Source organism: Bacteroidota bacterium (assembly GCA_016195025.1).
GTDB lineage: Bacteria > Bacteroidota > Bacteroidia > Palsa-948 > Palsa-948 > Palsa-948.
In genome coordinates, this window is sequence record JACQAL010000015.1 from 59171 (window position 1) to 81927 (window position 22757).

General features: G+C 39.1%; 18 protein-coding genes. 15 read left to right on the forward strand and 3 right to left on the reverse strand.

What is annotated here, in order from left to right; all coding sequences use genetic code 11:
- The first annotated feature begins 1 nt into the window (after window position 1).
- The 5 genes from HY063_02405 (at window position 2) to HY063_02425 (ending at window position 8772) form a co-directional block, all read left to right on the forward strand.
- A complete protein-coding gene (locus HY063_02405; protein MBI3500619.1) occupies window positions 2-496 on the forward strand; it encodes a hypothetical protein in 495 nt (164 codons plus the stop codon).
- A gap of 15 nt (window positions 497-511) precedes the next feature.
- Window positions 512-2689 carry a T9SS type A sorting domain-containing protein gene (locus HY063_02410; GenBank protein MBI3500620.1) on the forward strand — a complete coding sequence of 726 codons (2178 nt, stop codon included), beginning with the start codon at window positions 512-514 and terminating at the stop codon, window positions 2687-2689.
- Window positions 2690-2951: 262 nt separating this feature from the next.
- Complete coding sequence (locus HY063_02415; protein ID MBI3500621.1) at window positions 2952-4805, forward strand: T9SS type A sorting domain-containing protein; 1854 nt, start codon at window positions 2952-2954, stop codon at window positions 4803-4805.
- Window positions 4806-4825: 20 nt separating this feature from the next.
- Complete coding sequence (locus HY063_02420; GenBank protein ID MBI3500622.1) at window positions 4826-5203, forward strand: hypothetical protein; 378 nt, start codon at window positions 4826-4828, stop codon at window positions 5201-5203.
- 173 nt (window positions 5204-5376) lie between these two features.
- Window positions 5377-8772, forward strand: coding sequence for a PKD domain-containing protein (locus HY063_02425; GenBank protein ID MBI3500623.1), 3396 nt, complete (start codon window positions 5377-5379; stop codon window positions 8770-8772).
- A gap of 59 nt (window positions 8773-8831) precedes the next feature.
- Here the strand turns inward: HY063_02425 and HY063_02430 are convergent, their stop codons facing one another.
- The gene (locus tag HY063_02430; protein ID MBI3500624.1) at window positions 8832-9755 is read right to left on the reverse strand and encodes a class I SAM-dependent methyltransferase; all 924 of its coding nucleotides are present in this window, start codon (window positions 9753-9755) and stop codon (window positions 8832-8834) included.
- Window positions 9756-9895: 140 nt separating this feature from the next.
- On the opposite strand from HY063_02430, the gene HY063_02435 reads away from it, so the two are divergent.
- Window positions 9896-10123: a hypothetical protein gene (locus tag HY063_02435; protein ID MBI3500625.1), complete on the forward strand. Its 228-nt coding sequence runs from the start codon at window positions 9896-9898 to the stop codon at window positions 10121-10123.
- Entirely contained in the window at window positions 10092-10766 is a 675-nt protein-coding gene (locus HY063_02440) for a nucleotidyl transferase AbiEii/AbiGii toxin family protein (protein MBI3500626.1), read from the forward strand. The genes HY063_02435 and HY063_02440 overlap by 32 nt, the downstream gene beginning before the upstream one ends.
- A gap of 18 nt (window positions 10767-10784) precedes the next feature.
- On the opposite strand, the gene HY063_02445 is transcribed toward HY063_02440, so the two are convergent.
- Window positions 10785-14012, reverse strand: a complete 3228-nt coding sequence (locus tag HY063_02445; protein ID MBI3500627.1) for a PKD domain-containing protein — start codon at window positions 14010-14012, stop codon at window positions 10785-10787.
- A gap of 79 nt (window positions 14013-14091) precedes the next feature.
- On the opposite strand from HY063_02445, the gene HY063_02450 reads away from it, so the two are divergent.
- The 6 genes from HY063_02450 to HY063_02475 all read left to right on the forward strand — a co-directional run bounded on the left by HY063_02450 (window position 14092) and on the right by HY063_02475 (window position 20259).
- Window positions 14092-14907 (forward strand): ABC transporter permease, encoded by an 816-nt coding sequence (locus tag HY063_02450; protein ID MBI3500628.1) that lies wholly within the window; start codon window positions 14092-14094, stop codon window positions 14905-14907.
- Between the two features lie 8 nt (window positions 14908-14915).
- Window positions 14916-16100: an ABC transporter ATP-binding protein gene (locus HY063_02455; protein ID MBI3500629.1), complete on the forward strand. Its 1185-nt coding sequence runs from the start codon at window positions 14916-14918 to the stop codon at window positions 16098-16100.
- Entirely contained in the window at window positions 16097-16834 is a 738-nt protein-coding gene (locus tag HY063_02460; GenBank protein ID MBI3500630.1) for a class I SAM-dependent methyltransferase, read from the forward strand. Before HY063_02455 ends, HY063_02460 begins: the two co-directional genes overlap by 4 nt.
- Window positions 16835-16913: 79 nt before the next feature.
- Complete coding sequence (locus tag HY063_02465; GenBank protein MBI3500631.1) at window positions 16914-17996, forward strand: acyltransferase; 1083 nt, start codon at window positions 16914-16916, stop codon at window positions 17994-17996.
- Between the two features lie 29 nt (window positions 17997-18025).
- Complete coding sequence (locus HY063_02470; protein ID MBI3500632.1) at window positions 18026-19231, forward strand: glycosyltransferase family 4 protein; 1206 nt, start codon at window positions 18026-18028, stop codon at window positions 19229-19231.
- Window positions 19228-20259 carry a glycosyltransferase gene (locus tag HY063_02475; GenBank protein MBI3500633.1) on the forward strand — a complete coding sequence of 344 codons (1032 nt, stop codon included), beginning with the start codon at window positions 19228-19230 and terminating at the stop codon, window positions 20257-20259. The genes HY063_02470 and HY063_02475 overlap by 4 nt, the downstream gene beginning before the upstream one ends.
- Here HY063_02475 and HY063_02480 read toward each other — a convergent pair.
- Window positions 20249-21067 carry a 2OG-Fe(II) oxygenase gene (locus tag HY063_02480; GenBank protein ID MBI3500634.1) on the reverse strand — a complete coding sequence of 273 codons (819 nt, stop codon included), beginning with the start codon at window positions 21065-21067 and terminating at the stop codon, window positions 20249-20251. The genes HY063_02475 and HY063_02480 overlap by 11 nt on opposite strands.
- 57 nt (window positions 21068-21124) lie before the next feature.
- Here HY063_02480 and HY063_02485 point away from each other — a divergent pair, with 57 nt between their 5' ends.
- Window positions 21125-21838, forward strand: a complete 714-nt coding sequence (locus HY063_02485) for a methyltransferase domain-containing protein (GenBank protein MBI3500635.1) — start codon at window positions 21125-21127, stop codon at window positions 21836-21838.
- A 17-nt stretch (window positions 21839-21855) separates the two neighbouring features.
- Window positions 21856-22752 carry an NAD(P)-dependent oxidoreductase gene (locus HY063_02490; GenBank protein ID MBI3500636.1) on the forward strand — a complete coding sequence of 299 codons (897 nt, stop codon included), beginning with the start codon at window positions 21856-21858 and terminating at the stop codon, window positions 22750-22752.
- The last annotated feature ends 5 nt before the right edge of the window (window positions 22753-22757 follow it).

Here is a 22757-nt window from a genome sequence, read left to right on the forward strand (position 1 = left end):
GATGAGAAGAATTTTATTTATACTTCTTTTTTTATTTACCGCAAAAACTTTTTTTGCGCAGGATAGTTTATATTATAAAAATAATATAGTATATGCTGAAGGTTTGGGAAATGCAGGTTACGGAGTATATTCTCTTAATTATGAAAGAAAAATTAAAGAAACAAATAATGGATTTATTACGCTGAGAGTTGGATTTGCCTATAATTATAATAAGAATTTATTTTTTCCTATACTCATCAACAAAGTAAATAACAAACATAAAAAGAATCATTTTGAGTTTGGCGGAGGAATAACAACTACCTTATTTAAAAGTGCTTCTCTAGATTTAGCTTATACTGGCCCAACAGCAAATCTAATGTATAGATATCAGAAACCTAATGGAAAATTTATTTTCCGAGCAGGATGGACACCGGTATTATATCTTATAGATTCAGATACGCTAATTACTATTTATTTTCTTTTATTTCCCGGAATAAGTTTCGGCTATGCATTTTAATTAAAAAGAACAACAATGAAAATAAAAAAAATAACAACAGCAATTTTTCTGAGTTGTATTTTTCTTTCAGATGTTTTTCTTTATGCGCAAGGCAATCAAATGAATCTTCAGAAATACTGGCATTACCGTTATCGCTTGAAAAATTATTTTATGGTGATGGGTGATGGTTCGGGAGAAAGTTTGCCGGCAACAATAAGAAATATTTATGGCATATCTTCTATGCAATGGTCAGAAACCCCGCGCTACATGGGCTGGTATCTGGGAGTGCTTGCCACCGAATATAAACTGCTTGCCGATAACGGGCAAACTTCTCCCTCTGATTTAACCAATGAATTGACAAAACAGGAATTATATTATGCACTCAAAGCAATAGAACGGATTGATATTCTTGCAGAGGTTGCTTATAAAAAACCCTATGACCCGGTTGCTAACCTTAATGGATTTTTAATTGAAGACGATGTAAGCCCTCTTTTTGTTCAGCAGCATATTAATGAATTGAATAAACCCATAGGCGTTAATCCCATAAGCACAACATGGCTAAACGGCAGTGGCGAGCCAGCTTATGTAGATAAAAATACTTCGCTTTCTGTTTTAGCACAAAATCCTGCGAGTCAGGATATGATAGAAGAACTATTCATTGGCTTTTCGCTTATCAGCAAATGTGTTCCAAATGTTTCCATGACTTTTCATGATAACAATGGTAATCTTATAAGCGATAATTTACATCAGAGAGCGCTTGATGAAATGGATAGAATATTAACTTATGTAGCCGCTTTTAATGATCCCCAGAAAAATACATGGACGATCTATGACCCCGATAATAATTATACTGGCAATGCTCAAGGGGGAGATTTGCGAGCATACTCACATGGTTTTGCCCATGCAGGTAATTTTATTTACTTGGGAAAAAATTATGAAGGAGGTGGGAGCGAAGGAGTGTTTGAGCCATTGTGGCAATCGGCACAAACTTTGGGTTGTACTGTACGGAACAATCAGAATGACCATATTGCGCTTGGCTTGGCGTCTATTTGCGATTGCTGGAATGATTTCAACGCAAGTACTCCAAATCAAACCAAAGCAGGTATAAAGCGACAAGGAGATTATGATGCTCATTATTTTCTTGCAGAAGGGGGAGAACCATGCGATTGGGCTTCCAATCATTACGGTTTCGATTTATTTTACGGAGCATTACACCGGTTTTTGCATAACTACGATATAAGTGAAGACCCTGCTATTTCTTTATGCGATATACAAACCATTTTAGATAATGCGCCATGGGATGGTCCGTATTCTCATTTTGAAACTGTAGAAGTGCCACCAAACTCAGGAAATTTTTTCTGCGTGCAGAGTACAAAAGATATTGCTCCTAATGGATGGGGAAGTAGTTTGCGTTTTTCAGTTGCCCCTACTCCTGGAAATGAGGCACAGATAAATGGAGATTGTGGTTTCAGGGGCAACTACAATGGTCTTGACTATATGCTATTTCATAATTTATATTATTTGCTGAATGGAATGCCCGGGCAATTGGTGCATGGAATTTATCCCCTCCCGGGAGATGATTGTGACCCGGGCTCCGGCTCGCAGCCCCTCCCCTATGTTGTAAACACAGATAAATTTGTTTTTGTTAACGGCTTGCTTGAAAAACAACTTACTGAAACTTGCAGCGGAGGTGGCTATGCAACTTATCATGGCGATGTGCGGATTTTTGGCGGGCAAAGAGGAGTCACGGTAATGAACACATATGTTGAGTATGGTTCTCATTTCCACATAAGCATTGACCCCAATAATTGCGGAGTTAATCCTGATATTTACGTTTTTGACCCATCCGCTTATCAACGCGTTAATCAAAACCAAAATAACAATAACAACAGCACGCTTCCTCCCTATACAATGTCAGAGGAATTCAAAAAAACATCAATCATTCCGGCAGTATTAATTTCACCAAATCCCAACCATGGCTTCTTTACTGTGCAATTGCTGCAAGATGCTGCGCAAGCGCAAGGCGCAAAAGATCGTTCGGCTTCACTCACTGCAAGCATTACCATTTACAATGACATGGTGCAGGAAATTTATAAATCGGCAATCAGCAGTAATCAATCATCAATTGATTTATCTTCCCAGCCCAAAGGAATTTATTTTGTGAAGGTGCAGAGCGCGAGCAAGATTTATACTGAAAAAGTGGTGATACAGTAACTCACCCTGTCCTTCTGACATCCCTCTCTTTGTAAAGAGAGGGAAAGAGGGAGAGTTTGTTTGAAGGTTTTTACGGAGAAGGTGGTAATTCAGTAACTCACCCTGTCCTTCGGACATCCCTCTCTTTTTGAAAGAGAGGGAAAGAGGGAGAGTTTGTTTGAAGGTTTTTACGGAGAAGGTGGTAATACAATAGCAAACCCGCACTCAGTAATCAGCGCCTGCTGCTTTCCCCAACTTTCTTACCTTAGCAAAAAGTTATTGCATGAAAAAATTCTTCCCGCTCTTCTTCTTCATCGCCTTCACGCAATTGTTCGCACAAAAAACAATCAGGCATGCCGATGGCTCGTACTTCAAACAATGCAGCCATTTTGAAATTACAAAACCGCTTTGGCAGTTGGCGAAAGAAAATCCGGCAGCAGAAAAAACAGGAGCGCATGGCGAAGCGGCAGACCGCAAAAGAAAATTTGCGCGCGTGTTTTCTCCGCCTTCTGTAACAACTTCCGCAGACCCGGTGGTGCAAAAAACAGAAGGCAATGTTTCCACCCATGGCGCCATTGAAAACTTTGACGGCACTTACAGCGCTGACGGATGGTATCCGCTTGACCCAACGGGAATGGCGGGACCCAATCATTTTGTGCAATGCGTGAATTCAAATTACCAGGTGTTCGGCAAAACAGGCGTGCCCGTTACCGCCATCATTGATTTAGCCACGCTCTTTCCGAATTCAACTGACGATGGCGACCCGATTGTGATGTATGATAAGTTTGCCGACCGCTGGTTTATTTCCGAGTTCCAGTCGGTGCCTCCTGTTTCCGGCAACGAAGTCCAGATGCTGATAGCAGTTTCCGCCACCAACGACCCTGCGGGAAGTTATTATCTCTACACGTTTGAACCCGATTCAGCCGATTATATTGATTACCCCAAGTTTTCCATCTGGGCGGACGGATATTACGAAACCTGCAACTGCGATTTTCAGAAAGTAACCGTGTATGACCGAACCAAAATGCTTGCGGGCGATACCACTGCCGGCTTCATCGTGATTCCTTCGGTGAATCCCAACCCGAATGGTTTTTGGTGCCCGCAAACATTATTTGCCGATGGGCAACTTCCCCCTTACGGCTCGCCCGAATATTTATTTTATTACACCGATGATAACTGGGGCGCTCCCTACCAAGACATGATTTATATTTATAAAGTAACCGCCAACTGGAGCACCAAAACCGGAACGCTCGCTGCGGATGATTCGCTCGCCACGCAGCCGTTCAATTCTTATTTCACCGGGGGAACCCTGCAGGATATTGCGCAGCCGGGCACCACTATTAAATTAGATGCGCTCGATGGATTTTTCGCGTACCGCATTCCGTACGTGCGGTGGAGCACTTACAATTCCGCAGTGATGAGTTACCCGGTGAATACGGGAAACAAAGTGGCGGGCATACGCTGGTATGAATTGCGGCAGGACAGCGCCACCAATAAATGGAGCATTGCACAGCAGAGTACCTACGCGCCTGCCGATACGGTGAGCCGCTGGAATGCGGGAATAGGAATGGACATGAACGGAAACATAGGGCTGGCGTTTAATGTTGCTTCAGCGAAATCGGTTTTTCCGGGCATCCGCTACACGGGAAGAAATGCCTGCGATAGTTTGGGCACCATGACGCTTGCCGAAAGCACGCCCGTTACCGGCTCTTCTAACTGGACGGATAACCGCTGGGGCGACTACTCGCATATTTCACTCGACCCCACCGATGGAATTACTTTCTGGCATACGAACCAATACATAGGAACAGCGCATTCGCTGAACACGCGGATTTTTTCTTTCCAGATTCCTCTTTGCAGTTCAGGAGTGCCGTCTCTTTCCTCTGCTCCTGCAGAACTGCACGCGTTTCAATCTGGAAATATGCTGTACATAAAAGCAACAGGATTAACTTCGGAAAAAAACTTTGAAGTCGGGTTGTACACGCTGGAAGGAAAACTCATCAGCCGCCAATTAGTTTCTCCCGTTGCGGGAACGCTTGAAACCGCTATGAACATTTTCGGATTCGCGCGGGGAATTTATTTAGTGAGAATCATCAGCGACAATTTTCAACGAACCGTAAAAGTGAGTGTGGAGTAGAGAAATAAGGTATAAGGTATATGGGAAATAAAGGTTTTACGTTTCACATTTTTTTTAGTTCACTTATTGCGTGTATTGCCCTTAACAGTTGCAAATGCAAAAAACAAACTCCTGCGCCTGTGGCGAGCGCACCGCAGGTTCAGCAGCAATCTCCTGTAGAAAATCCAAATTACATTCAGGCGGCAGGGAAAATTTCGCTTCAGCATAAAGCAAATTGCGGAGCAGAGATTATTGTGGTCACTAAAATGGATACGCTCACGCTCATTCCCCTGCCCGCACTCACCGGCTTTGATACGGAAGGAATGGAAGTTGCGTTCAGTTACCGGAAATTAAAAGTACATAACCCCAGGGGCTGCGCAGGAATGCCCGTGCAGATTGCGGAGATAAAGAAGAAATAATGCCAAAACACGAATGCATGCGAATGATGCAAATCAGAATATTCAGGAAGAATGGAATGGTGGAAGATTGGAAGATTGGCTTTTTCCCATCCTTCCATTATTCCAACCTTCTATATAACTTTTGGAAACCTAATTACCTTCGGTATACATTCCTAATTTAAGATTAGTTGTTTATGCAAAACAAAGCAACCAATTGGCAGAGGATACGTCATTATATTATCTTTGTCGGATTAAAAATAAAAGAGGAGATGAAAAGGAATAATAATAGTGGAATAACTCTTTTCATCATTGCCGCGCTGCTGCATTCATTTTCTCCGGAAGTTTTTTCTCAAACCGCGCTCGGCTCTTATAACTGCACGGGCGGTACGCAAACCTATACGGTTCCCGCAGGAGTTTGCCAGATACAAATAAAGGCATGGGGAGGTGGAGGCGGTGGCGGTGGCGTTGATTCCTATGTAGGCGGAACAGGTGGCGGAGGAAGTTATGCTACGGTTACCATTAACGTTGCGCCCGGAGATGTTCTTACCATCTATGCCGGCTGCCTCGGCATTGGCGGAATTGGATGCACCACCAACCCCGGAGGCGGAGGCGGCTGGGGATACGGAAACGGAGGCAATGGCGGAGCTGCAGGTCCCGTCCCCTGCTCCGGTCCCGGAGGCGGAGGTGGCGGCTCTTCAGGTGTGCGGCTCAATGGCGTTCCCGTAATTGTTGCTGCCGGTGGCGCGGGCGGTGGCGGTGGCGGATGCAACAGCGCAGGCGGAGCCGGTGGCGCGGGCGGCATTAACGGAAGTTCTACTGCCTGTGGCGCTGGTGGCGGAACTGCATCGTCAAGCGGTTCTCCGAATGGAAATACAGGCACCAGCCATACTGCCGATGGCGGTGGAGGCGGTGGCGGTGGTGGCGGATATGTAAATGGCGGCAATGGCGGAGGCGTTCCGCCCGTAGGTCCCAGTTGCGGCATTGGTGATTGCGGGGCTGCCGGTGGCGGTGGTGGCGATAGTTTCGGAACCATCACACTGGGCAGCGGAGCAACTCCCGGCAACAGCGCTGACCCCGATTTATGCGCGGGCTGTGCGCAGGGCGGAGGTTCGCAAGCCAACGGAACCAGCGGCTTCGTAAAACTTTTTTCAATTCCCGCAGTGAGCGTTACGGTTGCGGGGCAAAATATTTTATGCAACGGACAATGCACCGGAACAGCCGCTGCCACTCCTTTATGCGGAACAGTTCCTTACTCCTATTTATGGAACAACGGTCAAACAGCGCAAACTGCCACCGGGCTTTGTGCCGGAACTTATTCGGTTACTGTTACCGATGCGGTGGGCAGCACTGCCGTGAACACAGTTACCATTACACAGCCACCGCTTCTTACTGCCGCTGTTACTGCCGCTGCTGTTCTTTGCAACGGGGGAACTACTTCTGCCACTGCCGCGCCTTCAGGCGGAACGCCTCCTTATACATACGCATGGAGCAACAGCCAGTTCACTCCAACTGCCACCGGGCTTATCGCAGGAACTTATTCAGTGCTGGTTATTGATGCCAACGGATGCACATTTACAACATCGGTTACCATAACGCAGCCCTCCGCGCTTTCAATCGCTGCAAGCACCACCACTGAGTTTTGCAACCGCTCCGATGGAACTGCTTCGGTAACTGCGGCAGGTGGAACAGGCACCTACACTTACTTGTGGAATCCAACATCCCAGATTTCTTCCACGGCAACGGGGTTAGCCGCAGGAAATTATTCCATCACCGTTACCGATGCCAACGGATGCACACACGATACAAGTATTGTTGTAAACTTTACTCCGGGTCCCACTGCCGTTGCAGGGGCAGGAGGCAGTATTTGTTTTGGAAATTCCATTGCGCTGAATGCAAGCGGAGGAGGAACGTATTCATGGACTCCTGCAGCCGCTTTAAGCAATCCGCTTGTTTCAAATCCGGTGGCAAGCCCAACCGCAACCACCAATTACACGGTGATTGTTACCGATGCGAATAATTGCTCTGCCTCCGATAATCTTACTGTTACGGTGAATCCCAAACCGGTTCCTGCATTTCTTGCGCCCAATGTTTGCTTCAACAATTCCGCTTCCTTCACCGACCAGTCCTCCACTCCCAGCGGAACTATTACGGGCTGGAACTGGAGTTTCGGTGACGGAAATTTTTCCACGCTGCAAAATCCTTCGCATACCTATGCCGCTTACGGAACTTTCACGGTGCAATTAGTGGCGGTGAATTCTTTCGGATGCATAGATTCAATTTCTCATATCATTACTGTCAATCCCCTGCCGAATGCAACTTTTTCTTCCACTACCGTTTGCTTCGGAAATCAAACCTGCTTCAGCGATCTTTCCACCATTCCTTCGGGAACGGTTACGGGCTGGAGCTGGAACTTTGCCGACCTGAATTCAGGACCGAACAATATTTCTTACGCGCAGAATCCCTGCCATGTATTTACATCTGCCGGAACTTTTAACGTGCTGCTCACCGTTACTTCCGACAGCGGATGCCAGAGCAATACTTTTTTGCCCGCAGTGGTAATGGCGCTTCCGGTGGCGGGATGGTCTGCGCAGGCGGTATGTTATACTTCCCCCAGCGTATTTACAAACACTTCTTCGAGCGGCTCGCAATGGAACTGGAACTTTGGTGACGGAAATTTTTCCACGCAGCAAAGCCCCTCGCATACCTATGCCACTTACGGCACTTACACCGTTACGCAAATTGTAACTTCATCGGGAGGATGCAAGGATACCCTTGCGCAGACCATTACCGTGTACGCATTGCCGATAGTGAACTTTGCAACCGATACCGTTTGCCTGGGCGATACCACATTGTTTACCGATTTATCTTCCATTCCCTCAGGAAGCATCACTTCGTGGAACTGGAATTTTGGAGATGGAAATTCTTCTTCGCTTCAGAATCCGGTGCATGCATATTCTTCTTCGGGAACTTTCAATGCAGCGCTTACGGTTACTTCCAACAACGGCTGCGCCAATACGCTTGCGCTTGCGGTGGTGGTGCATCCGCTTCCCAAGGCAGATTTTTCGTACGCTCCTGCGAATATCACGCTGGTGGATGAAGTTGCCTTCACGGATTTGACAACGGGCGGTGCGGTGCAGTGGTTCTGGAACTTCGGTGATTCAACAACAGATACTCTTCAGTTTCCCTCGCATGTTTACAATAATGTGGGCACTTACACCGTTACGCTTATTGCCACTTCGTACTACGGCTGCAAAGACACGGTGATGCAGGAAATAGAAGTGAACCAATACGCATTTTATATTCCCAACACCTTTACTCCGAACGGAGACGGAATAAATGATTTCTTTTTCGGAGCAGGCATTGGAATAGCCGATTATGAATTTTCTATTTTCGACCGCTGGGGAAATTTAATTTTCCATTGCCACGTGAACGATTTGCCGCAAACTCCCGCCTGCCGGTGGGATGGAATTATAAGAACCGGAACTTCGGGTGAGCCCGTTCAGCAGGATGTATATGTCTGGAAAGTAAAACTCACAAGTGTTTTCAAAAGGGAATATAATTTTACAGGCACGGTTACGGTGGTGAAATAGATTTACAGTGCCCGTGCAGATTTCAGAGATAAAGAAAAAATGATTCCGGATTTTCCGGATTAATCATTCACCTTCTCAAAAACAATGCGGTAGTGTTCGAATATTTCCCTGTAGAAAACATGGAGGTTCGCCTGTATTTTAAATCTGCGCATCCATCTGCGGAAAGAAGCGCTGGTGAGATACTGCGGAGCCATGGAAGCAAAGAGCAAATATTTCTGGAAGTTGAAAGCGGTGAATGCTGCCGTCCAGCGCTTAATGGTTTCGATATAATCTAATCGCCCGCTGTCAATGGTAATCACTTTAAAATATTTTGAAGCGGGTTCCGTCAATCCTTCTTTTCCATAGGGCAGCCACGAGCCGGGAAACACTTCGCAGATAATATCCATGTACTCTTCATTGGTAAAATCTTTTTTCCATAAATCGGTTTGCCCGAATTTAATGTCTTCAAACTTCACCATGTTCGGACCAAACACCATTGCCTGGCAATAAAACCTTCCGCCTACGGGAAGTAAATCCGCCACCTGCTTAAAATAAGTATCGTAAATTTTTTTCTGCTTTCCTTCCCTGTATTCTTCCACCGAACATAAATGCTCGGGGCTTCCCATAGCGGTGATGGCTTCAAACCTTCCAAAGGTTGCGGGAGTAATTTCTTTGGAGTTCATTTCTTTTACCTTCAATCCGTTTTTTATGCACGCATCCGCCTGGCCTTTTGCGAGCACTACTCCGTATGCATCCACTCCTCTCTTTGTAAGATAATCTACAAAATGCCCCCAGCCGCAACCCATGTCGAGCATTTTGGTTCCGGACTTAATGTTGCAATGCTTCTCTATGAATTCATATTTTCTCAGTTGCGCCTGTTCAGTGGTAAGGGAAAAATCTCCGTCAAACCGCGCGCAGCTATACGCGCCTTTTTCGCCCAAACTCAGGCGGAAAATTTTATCCATGATGGTGTAGTGCGCGTCTAATTCTTTCTGGTCTGCCATGATTATTTTTTTTAATGATTAGGAAGGAAGCGAAAGTAAGGATAAGTTTTACAGAGGGGAAAATAATTTTCTTACCGTGAGTTCAGCACGATTTTTACGAGAAGAGCGACAGATAATACTTATATTTGTAAAAAGATTTTATGGATTACGTTTGGGATTATCAAATAAAAAAAAACTGGAGACCCCGCAGCGATGCCGAATGGATATGGTTTTTGGAAAGAAAAATTAATTACCACAATTGGAAGGGAATTCGCGCAGAGGACATTGCAAAATATTTTACCCGCCTCAAACTTGAGCCGGGCGTAAAACTTATGCTGCAAGCGTATTTTAAACTTTATGGCAAAAAGAAAAAGATTCGAACTGGATAAATTGCAGCAAGAAACCCTTTCGCTTTTTTCCTCCTCTCCCCTTCGCGGCTCTTTTTATTGGACAGGAGGAACCGCTCTTTCTTTTTTCCATCTCCAGCACAGGAAATCAGAAGATATAGATTTATTTTCTTCGCATCCTTTTTCTCATGAAATTATTCTTGAGTTCATTAATTCACTTCGCAAAAAAACGAATCTATCCGGAGTGGAAGAAAAAAGAATTTACAGCCGGTACGAATTTTTTCTGCATAATGATTCTACACTCCGTCTGGAATTTGTCCACTACGATTTTCCGGCACTTGGAAAAAAAAAGAAATGGAAAGGAATCTTCGTGGACTCACTTACCGATATGGCTGCCAATAAAACAATGGCAATGCTCGACAGGCATGACCCGAAGGATGCCTTTGATGTGTATTTTTTAATTCATGAAAAAAAGTTTTCTGCCGTAAAATTAGTATCGCTTGTCAAAAAGAAATTCGGCATTACTTTCCCCATTTCAGTTTTCCTGGACAGGGCGTTGCTTTCGGCTCAAGCGCTTAAAAATATTAAACCTCTTTTGCTGCAACCGGATAAAATTATTGATGCTGTAATAGAATATTTTGAAAAAGAATCTGCCAAAGAATTAAGAAAACGACTATCCGATTGAACTACGCAAATACTTTTCTTATCGCTTCATAAATTTTTTCATTAGCACTTTTTCCTTGCCGGAAAGTTTCAGCACGTATATTCCGTTATCAAGTTTGAATGTGTTGTAAATAATCTGGTTCAACCCTCTGGCGGCATTTCCGTCAAAAAGATTTTCCACCAGCCGCCCGCGCGCATCGTAAATTTCCGCTTTCACAGAAGAAGCATCGGGCGATACGAAGAGAAAATAAATTTCATCGGAAGTTGGATTGGGAAACGGGTCGAGCAATGTAAATTCATTGGTGATGGCAGCGCATTTTTTATTGTTCGAAGAAACATCATCCTGTTTCCCGTTCACATTTTTCACTTCCACGCAAACAATGCTGTGTTTCTGATTATCTCCCAATTCAAACGAAGAATTAAATTCATAGACGATGGAATTCTTCTGCTTCAACAAGCCGCTCCATGTTTCGTGAACAGGAATTCCGCCATCGAGCCAGGCAGAAATTTCAATGGTGGTGTCAAACAGCGTTCCTGCATTGAGAAGCGTTGCATAAATTTTCAGCGTGTTCGATTGATTCAATCCGCTCACAGCCGTTACCGCCACATCGAGCAAAGGCGAAACCACATAGAGCGTATCGCGCATAGAATCTTCGCAGCCAAATTGATTCGATGCGAGGAGTTGAATAATATAAGTTCCGGTGTCCTGGTAAGTATGCGCAGGATTTACAATTCCGCTCTGGTAATTATCTCCGAAATTCCATAGATAGGAATTTCCTCCTGTGGAAGTGTTCGTGAAATTCACGACAAGCGGAGGCGAACCGTACTGCGGAGAAAAAGTGAAAGCCGGCTGGGGCAGCGGATGAACCACCACCGTGTTTGCAACCGTAAGCGAACATCCCTGCGCGGAAGTAACCGTGAGCGAAACAACATTTGTTCCCGTTGCAGAATAGGTAACCACCGGATTTTGCTGTGAAGAAGAAGAAGGGTTTCCATTATTGAAAAGCCAGTTCCACGAAGCAATGGTGCTGTTTGTTACCGTGCTTGCATCAGAAAAATGCACTGGAGAATTCCGGCAAACAGAATCAAGAATGGTGAAGCCCGGAATGGGATTGTTGTAAACCATTGCAAGTCCTGTATCAGTGGTGGTGCATCCGTTTTGTCCGATAACGGTGAGCACAACACTATACGTTCCTGCAGATGCATAGGGATGTTGAATATTTTTTCCCGAACCGCTTGGCGTGGCATCTCCGAAATTCCAAACGTAAGTTGCATTCAGGTCAGAAGAACTTCCTGCAAAAGAAGTATTGCTTCCCGCACAAACCGAGGTGGAGGTGAAAGAAGCCGAAGGCGAGGATTTAACTGTTACTGTTTTCACAACAGTATCCGTGCAGCCCTTGTCGGAAGTAACAATTAATTGCACGGAATAAGTTCCGGCACTTTGGTAAATATGAGTTATGTTTTTCCCCGAACCGGTTTTAGTATCGCCAAAATTCCAATTCCACACAGTAATACTTCCGAGAGAATCTGATGACCCATCAATAAAATAGGTTGGGTTTCCGGAACAGGCAGGCGTGGTGAAATTAAAATTAGCAATTGGATTTGCATACACATGAATAGTATCCGGAAAAGTTGCAACGCAGCCCGAATCGGTGAAAACAGTAAGCGTTACAGAAAAAGTTCCCGAAGATGTATACGTATGCGGGGGATTTTGCAGAGAGGAATTATTTCCATCGCCAAAGTTCCAGTTCCATGCTGAAACGCTGTCGGGAGAAGTGGCAGCAGATAAATCCTTAAAAAAAGTTGTATCGCCCGAGCAAACATCAGGCGCGGAGAAAGCAGCAACGGGTTTCACTCCTTTTATAGTTACATTGATGGTATCTTTTGCAGTGCATCCTAAATTATTTTGCACGGTCACAGAATAGGTTCCCGAAGTTGTAACAACAATGGAAGATGAAGTTGCTCCCGTGCTCCATAAATAATTTACCGCCTGGCTTGCGCCAACTGTCAAGCCAATGCTTGCGCCTGAACAAATGGAAGTGTCTTTTCCCAGAGTTGTTGTGTAGGAGAATGAATCAACAGAAATAATTATTGGAGAAGAATAAAATGTGCAGCCATTCGTATCTGAAACCTGAACAGAATAGGTTCCCGCTTTTGTAATTGCAATGAGAGAATCAGTAGAACCGTCTTGCCAGAGAAAAGTATATCCGGTTTTATTTAATTGCGTGTTCCAATTGATAGAGGTGCCGTAGCAAATCGTTGTGTCAGGAAAAGGAGAAAAGTTACCGGGGTAAATTACTTTAATAGTATCAGAAGAAGTAAAGCCAAATATATTTGTAACACTTACAGCATAACTTCCGCTTGAATTAATCATTATTGAATCCGTTGTTTGTCCTGTATTCCATTGATAAGAAGTGAACCAATCTTTATGCGCGTTTAGTATAAAAGGGCAAAAGCCGTAAGCAATTGTAGTATCATTTCCAAGATTTACCGGAGGAGCATATTTGTTGGAGAGATATTGTTCGACTTGCTGGCGCTGGGTAGAAGTTAAAGCAGTATCATAAATTATTATTTCTGCAATATCGCCAATTAATCTGTAAGCAGGATTATTATAGTCAGTCCATTGTCCGACTGTCAAAGGCGTATTTGTAAAATTTGGATTACTTGCAGAAGAACCTACTTGCATCGGGAGTTGGATTCCATTTTTGAACATTTGATTAGTTGCATTAATGGCACCAGGAGTTTTTAAAACAGATAGGATGTTATAATTGGTATCCATTTGAGTAAATATTGCATTATTACCTCCACTGTATACAACATGATATTTTGCGGTATCGGTATTCAAATAATCCAATACACCACATGCCCCCAGTGGAACAGCACTTTGTCCCCATCCCAAAACCCCTGTATTGGTGGAAAAAATAGAATCATATTTATTAACTATGAAAACACTATAAGCAGCATCACCAGAAATGTTAATATTATTTATAGAAACGAGTTTTTTAAGATTAAATTTAAGAATACTGTCTGTATTCAAATTAGAATTATTTACTATTATTTCTGGTTGTAAAGAAGTATCGCTCTGAACAAGATTATTCATATTGCCGCTAATATCGTTCCACATTTTTACCTTTCCACTTATCAAGTCAATTACAATTCCACTATCTGCCTCAAACCAAAGACGCAATCCCGGAATAGTGTTGGGTTGTGCAAACAAATTGCAGGTAGCAGAAAAAAATACAAACAGATAAAATGTTCTCCAACGCATTGTCTTTCGATTATCTAATCAATATACAAAGATACACTATCTTTGTAAAATTAAGAATGAAAAAAACTAGCCATCTTTAATGCAATACGAAATTAAACCAGTCAGCAAAATCTCTCTCGGATTAAAAGAACTCCGGGAATTCCGCGAGTTGTTTTATTTTTTCACATGGCGCGATATTAAAGTAAAATATAAGCAAACTGTTCTCGGTGTGCTTTGGGCGATTCTCCAGCCGTTCATGCTGATGGTAGTGTTTACTTTATTTTTCAGCAAAGGACTGAATGTTCCATCCGATAATATCCCTTATCCTGTTTTTGTTTATTCGGGATTACTGCTTTGGAATATTTTTTCTTCCGGACTTTCCAGCGCATCCAACAGCATGGTGTCAAACGCAGGCATCATCAAAAAAATTTATTTTCCGAGATTAATCATTCCTATGTCTTCCATATTGGTTGCGCTGTTTGATTTTTTCATGGCGCTTGTTGTTTACATCGGCATTTTAATTTACTATCGTCATCCGGTTGATGCAACCATTGTGATTTATCTTCCGTTAAGTATTCTCATCACCATCATGTCCACCTTTGGATTGGGAACATTGCTCGCAGCATTAAATATAAAGTACCGCGATTTCCGCTACATAATTCCATTTTTCATACAGATATTATTATTTCTTACTCCTGTGATTTATCCTGTGTCCATCATAAAATATGAATGGGCGCAAAAAATTCTTTCGCTCAACCCAATGGCTGGAGCCATTGAGTTGATTCGCTCGCCTGTTACACATGCAGCGCTGAACATTCAATTAGTTATTACCAGCATATTTGTTTCTGTTCTATTATTTTTTGCGGGATTATTTTATTTCAGAAAAACGGAATATTATTTTGCTGACCTCGCGTAGTGAAACCAATACTTGAAATAAAAAACATCTCTAAAAAATTTCGTATCCGTCACGAACAGCAGCCCTATTTAAGTTTGCGCGACTCAATAACATCTTTTTTTAAAAATCCAGTATCCAATATCCAGTATCCAGCATCCGAAGAGTTTTGGGCTTTGAAAGATATTTCCTTTGATGTTGTTCCCGGAGAATCCATCGGCATCATCGGAAAAAACGGAGCAGGAAAATCCACTCTGCTGAAAATCTTATCCAAGATAACTCCCCCCACAGAAGGAAAAATAATTTCAAGAGGAAGGATTGCGAGTTTATTGGAAGTTGGCACAGGATTTCACCCGGAACTCACAGGAAGAGAAAATGTTTTTCTGAACGGCTCTATTCTCGGAATGAAACGAAAGGAAATACAAAACAAGTTTGATGAGATTGTTGATTTCAGTGGTGTAGAAAAATTTCTGGATACTCCCTTAAAACATTATTCCAGCGGAATGCAGTTGCGGCTTGCTTTTGCTGTCGCTGCGTTTCTTGAACCGGAAATATTGATGATTGATGAAGTGCTTGCTGTTGGAGATGTAGATTTTCAAAAAAAGTGCATTAAAAAAATGGATGATGTAAGTAAAAAGGATGGAAGAACTATTTTATTTGTAAGTCACGATTTGGGTTTAATATTATCCATATGCAACAATTGTATTTTGATTGATAATGGAAAAATAATAATGAACGCCAATACTCAAAGTGTAATTGAAAAATATAAGATGTCTATTATTACTCAAAGTAACAATCCTAATCTGCCAATTAAAGTTAAAGGATATTTTCAAAACGATAAATCATGGAATGATGAAAGCAATTTAATTATTGAAATCGTATGGCCAAAATATTTTTTGAAGCCGGGATGGGAATGCGATATTACATGCTACACAACTAATAGAGTTAAAATTTTTTCTATTGCAAGTCATCTGTTTGATAATTTTAAGTCAAGTAATCCGGAAATCAATACTATTCTTTTTGATATTAAGAGCTGCAATTTTGCGGAAAGAAATTATCTTATAGATGTAGGTATACGAGAAGGCAGAAATGTGCCTTATTCTTATGTTATTGAAAACAGCATAACAATTAATCCATCAAACCCTGAACTCCCAAAATATAAAAGGCAAGATGTTATTTGTGTCCCCCAAGCAAGAATTGAACTATCTACAAAATGAATCATAATTTAGCTGAGAAAACTTTCTGGGAATCTTTAAATAATAATATTGCTTTTCATAAGGTAGATTTCAATAATCCTATTAAAATATGGATTGAAAAATTTATAGAAAAAGAAAAGGGAAGTTGTATTGAAATCGGGTGCTTCCCGGGAAGGTACTTAACAATTTTCGGAGATTTGGGATATGAACTCAATGGGATTGACTTATTGCCCGGTACAGATACTGACTTGCCTCAATGGCTGGTGAAAGAAAAATACAAAGTCGGTAAATTTATTAGGGCGAATTTTTTAGAATATGATTTTACCAATCAGCAATTTGATATTGTATATTCACTTGGCTTTATTGAACATTTTACTGATTGGGAAAGTGTAGTAATAAAACATTCCACCTTAGTTAAGGAGAACGGATTTATTATTATTGAAACTCCAAACTTCAGAGGTATTATTCAAAGAATATTACATTATACATTAGATAAAATAAATTTAAAAAGACATAACATTCATTCTATGAATCCTGACAAATGGGAACAACTATTAATACAAGAAGGATTCACGATTATAGATAAGGGCTATTTTCAGGGATTTGATTTTTGGGTAGAGGAACAAAAAAGAAACCAGCTCAAAAAATTTCTGATTAAAGTAATATATAAAGTTTTGCCGCTGTTAAAAAAAATACTCATTTTTAATAGTAAACACTTTTCACCATTTTGCGGGATTGTCGCAAAAAAGAAATAGTTATCAAGTTTGTAGGTGAAATATTGAAAAGACAACTCGCAAAATAATATCAACTTCTATTTGCAAAAAATTAGATTAAATGAAGGAAGGTGGCTTTTACATAAAAGGACTTGATACCCTTAGGGCGATCGCGGCACTTGCAGTAGTCATTTACCATATTGAACTTTTTAAAAAAAAGTATAACACATCAAATTATTTTGATTATCCATTTTTCGCTAACACAGGGGGGTGCATTGCGGTTATTTTGTTTTTTGTTTTAAGCGGATATTTAATTACACTTCTTTTATTAAAAGAAAAAACAATCTATAAGAAAATAAGTTTAAAAAAATTTTACATACGAAGGATGCTTAGAATTTGGCCTTTATATTATATTATATTAATTGTGTCCATAATTTTACTTGACTATACCCCCACCACATTTGCACTGGTATTATGCTTTACAATTTTTCCTAATATATCACACGCGTTAGGTTACGGATGGGAAGCAAGCCCACAAATTTGGTCTATTGGCGTAGAAGAACAATTTTATCTTGTATGGCCGTTTATCATTAAATATCTAAAGAAAAAATACTTAATAGTATTTTTAGTAACATTTTTTATTGCATTTACAATTTTGCCGCATATCATTTTGTTTGCTTTAAACAGAGTATATCCGAATCAGCAATTAATGGATTTCACATTCAAATTCTTTTATGGGACAAAGTTTAATTGCATAGCAGTTGGTGCTTTTTTCGCTGTGATTTATCATAATAAAAGCAAGGTGCTGAATATTTTGGACAATAACTTGATTCTTATCGGTTCTTTTATGACTGCAACTACATTATGGTGCATAGGATTTCAAATAAAATATTTTACTTCAGAATTTTATGCCGTACTTTTTGGTTTATTAATATTGACTACTTCTATAAATAGCAAATTTAATTTCGAACCATCCGTGTTTAAATTTCTCGGAAAAATATCATACGGTTTATATATGTACCACTGGATAATAATCGAGTTAATTATGAGAAATTTTTCACTTTACTTTACGAAAACATCAGTCATAAGTAACATAGTGCTTTATGTAAGCATATTAACAATGACAATAATTACAGCATCATTATCCTATTTTTATATAGAAAAAAGAATATTAAAAATTAAAAACAAATTCCGTGCAATATAACTATTACAAACAGGGTATAAAAAAATAAAATGAGGGTATTAATTTCCATTACAAATCTTGAAACTGGCGGGGCGCAGATGTTTGTTTTGCATCTCGCCTCGGCATTGGCAGAAAAACATACGGTTTATTTATATGACCAACGACCGGAAGACAGAAATCACCAATTTGTAAAAAATAATGTTTCGAAAAAAGTAAATATTATTTCATACACATCTAATCGTTTACTGCTAAAAGTTATTTGGAAAATAAAAAGAACAATCGATCAAGTGGGATTTAATTTTAATCTCAGAGATTGGCTCAATGAGTTGTATTTTAAGAATGTTATTAAAAAGTATAAAATAGAGGTTGTTCATAGTCACCTTGCATTATCTGATTATATAGTTTGCAAAACGCTTAAAGCGGTAAAGATGCCTCTTGTAATTACAGTGCACGGATGTTATGATATTGATAAAACATCTGAAAATAATCCTTATAATATAACAGCAGTTAATAATATTCCGGCATTAGTCAAAAAAGTTAATGCAATAGTATATTTAACTGATAAAAATCTTTTTTCATTTAAACCATATATTCAAAATGAAAAAATATTAACAAAAAAAATTTACAATGGTTTTAATTTTATTGGTTCACCAATTCAAAAATCAGATGTAAGAAAGAAATATAAAATAGATGAAAATGATTTTATATTCGTAATGGCTGCAAGAGGATATAAAGAAAAAGGATGGAAAGAAGCAATAAAATCATTTATTAATATTCAAGGTAAATCTTTAAATACTTATTTATTTTTACTTGGAGATAGCCCATATATTCAGGAACTCAAACTAAGATATAAGCATATAAAAAATATTTTCTTTTGGGGAAATATTGCATCTCCTTTGGAAATATTATCTATTTGCAATATTGGGCTTCTTCCTTCCTATCGCGAATGTCTTCCTAATGCAATTGTAGAATATCTTTATTGCGGACTTCCAGTCATTGCAACAAAAACAGGAGAGATAGAATCTATGATTACATATAATAATAATAAAGCAGGCATTTTAATAAATCTTTTGCAAAATGGACAACCTGACATAAATGAGATAACTGAAGCAATGCTTTATTACATTAATAACCCTGAAGCAAGAAAAGAGCAAAACGAAATTGCAAAGAATGCTGCAAAAAAATTCAATATGACTAAATGCATTGAAGCATATACATCGTTATACAACGAATTACTTTCGGTAACAGCCCAATGATTACACATTCAAATCCTATTGGCATAAGTGTTCTTGTTTTTGGCTACAATAGCGCTCCTCGTTTAGAAAAAGTTCTGACTCATATTTCCAATCAAAAAATTTCCCATTCTATAAAATGGGAAGTAATATTAATGGACAATGCTTCAAAAGACAATACAACAGAAATGGGAAAAAACATATGGAATAAAATTGGAAATAATATTCCCTTCAAAACAATTATTGAACAAAAAGAAGGTCTTGTTTATTCAAGAATTACTGCAATTGAAAATTCAACTTATGAATATTTAATATTTGTGGATGATGATAATTTATTAGACAGCAATTACCTTCAATGCGCTTGTGAATTAATGTCAGCAAATATTTCTATTGGAGCATTGGGGGGAAAAATTGAACCCGTTTATGAAGTTTCACCTTCTGTTTGGCTAACACAAATTGAAAACTGTCTTGCTGTTGGCGAACAAGGAAACGGCACAGAAGATATTTCTGAAAAGAAGGGTTTTGTCTGGGGTGCTGGAATGGTTCTTAGAAAATCGGCATATCAGAAATTAATAAATGCAGGATTCAATTTTTTTATCATTAATAATAAAAAGAAATTAGTAGGATATGGCGATGATTATGAACTTTGCTTATTTCTGCGATTAGCGGGATATAAAATTTTTTACTCTGAAAAATTAATCTTACAACACATTATAGTAAAAAGCCGTTTAGAATGGAACCACATAAAAAAACTGTATAAGAAATTCGGAATATCCAGCATTCCGGTTGATAGTGTGTTTTTTTACTTAAAAAATAATCAGCAAAAAAGTTTTCCCGAATTTGTATGTTTATGGAATATGTTTTCCGCTGTTAAAAATATTTTATACAACTTCATTAAACTTTCTTATTCTGATTCCTCAAAATTAATTTTATTGGATATAAAATATTTTGAAGGGCGATTTTATTCTTTAATAAAATCTTTTTTCAGTTATAGAAAATATTATAACAATACTTTTGCTATTAAGAAAAAATTGGACGGAATTAATTTTTAATTTTTCTAATTACCTTCAGAAGTATAGGTGGTAAACAATCTCTTATGATGTCTTTTATTACACTTCCTTCCTTACCCTTTATGTATTTTTCATTTGGTCTTGCTTTGAATAATGTATCATGGTCCTCTAATCCTGTATTAATTTCTTCGGCAGGACGGCCATTTGTATAATAATATAATGCCAGTGATTTTCTTGTCATCCCTTCAGGGCACTTTAAAGGATCAGGATGTCCATGATAAGAATAATCAGAAGTGGAAAATATCACTACTCTGCCGAATATTGGAAGAATTTTTTTAACGCAAGATTTCATTTCTCTATCCCATAATTCAAAATGGCCGCCATATTCTTCCTTCCATTTTTTATTTAAATAAATAAGAAAATTAATCCTTCTGTCCAATTTGGTTTCGCGATGTTTATTAAAATCGGCATGAATCTTTAAAAACCCTCCGGTTTCAATTTGATGGTATCCACCTCCGCTAAAGTGCGGATCGGGTATTAATCCTGAAATTCCGGTTAATGCTTCTAAAAATTTAAGTATAGGTTCAGAATTTAAATACCGCATAAATTCTTTTGTCTTAACTCCAAACATTTCTTCTCCTTTCGATAGTGATTTATGTTCTTCTTTTAACTTCCATTTTAATGACCAATTACTATCAGAAGATGGAAATTCGGATAACATTAAATCTAAGTTTTCTTCTGAAAAAAAATTATCCAAAACTATATGCGGATAAGGTAACGCATTCCTATAAATTTCTTGATAACTTTGCGTTTTTTCTAAAAGATTCCCAATATACATAACATCAGCCATCGTATTTTAAATTTATTTTGCGAAGTTACTATTAAAAGCAAATAAAACATTATGGGAATGAAACTTCCACGGCATAAAAAAAGAAATTTATTATTATCAGTTATATATAGATTACATAAAATATTTTTCCTTAGCAAGAATACAAAACTTAAACTCTACCTGAATTTAGAATGGATTTTCGACAGATTGGCACACGAAATGTCTTTTAAAGTTTATGCACCAGATAAACATCCATTCAGAATCCATTCTAAAAAATTTATTCTTGAGTTTATCAATGAAAATCACAGTGTGTTGGATTTGGGCTGCCACATAGGTGATATTAGTTTCATTATCGCACAGAAAGCAAAAAAAGTCATTGGGATTGATTACAGCAAAGATGCAATTACAAAAGCAAAAATAAAATATCAAAAAGATAATTTGATTTTCCATCACTGCGAAGCATCAGAGTTTTTAAAGAATAACAAAGAGCATTTTGACATTTTAATTCTATCGCATATTCTGGAGCACTTAAATAATCCGGAGGAATTTCTTTTAAAGTATAAAAACTATTTTAATCACATCTACATTGAAGTACCTGATTTTGATAGGTATTATTTGAATCATTACAGAAAAGATTTAGGATTAAATTTGATTTATTCAGATGAAGACCATATATCAGAATTTGACAGATATGAACTAAATAAATTATTGAATCATTGCGGCTTAAAAATATTAAAAGCAGAATACATTTTCGGCATGCAAAAAATCTGGTGTGAAGTTAATAAGGACTGAAAAGTAAAATTTCTACTATGAGAAATAAAAAGCGAATTTATATTTCAGGATGCGGTGGAATGTTGGGAGAATCTTTCTATAAAGTTTTTCGCGAAGATTATATTCTTAAATGCACCGATATTGATGTGAATGAGGACTGGCTTACCTGTTGCGACATACGAAACTATAAAGAATACCTAAAAGATGTAATTGACTTTAAACCAGATTATTTATTTCACCTTGGCGCTCACACTGATTTGGAATTTTGCGAAGCAAATCAGGAAGACGCATACAAAACAAATACAACTTCTGTTGAATACGCTTGCAAAATTGCATCCGCACTAAATATTCCTTTGTTATACATCGGCACTGCCGGTATTTTTGATGGCACTAAAGAAGTGTATCATGATTGGGCTCAACCCAATCCGCTGGGTGTTTATGCCCGAACAAAATACCTTGCGGAAGTAACTGTTCAGGAGCAGATGAAGGACTATTTGATTTGTCGTGCGGGTTGGATGATGGGTGGAGGACCTAAAAAAGATAAAAAGTTTATTAATAAAATAATCCGTCAAATCAAAAATGGGGGAAAGGAAATATTTGTAGTCAATGATAAACTAGGAACTCCGACATATACATTCGACTTTGCTAATAATGTTAAACTCTTGATTGAAAAAAATGAATTTGGTTTATATAATATGGTTTGCGAAGGTCTTACCAGCCGAAAAGATGTTTTAACGGAGTTATTAAAAATTATGGGATATGAAAATAAAATCAAAGTTACTGAAGTAACATCAGATTATTTTTCCAAAGAATATTTTGCACCGCGTCCGTATTCGGAAAGGTTGATTAACTCTAAATTAAATTCAAAAGGGTTGAACATTATGCAGGATTGGAAAATTGCATTGCAGGATTATATCAAAAATTATTTTTTATAAATCAC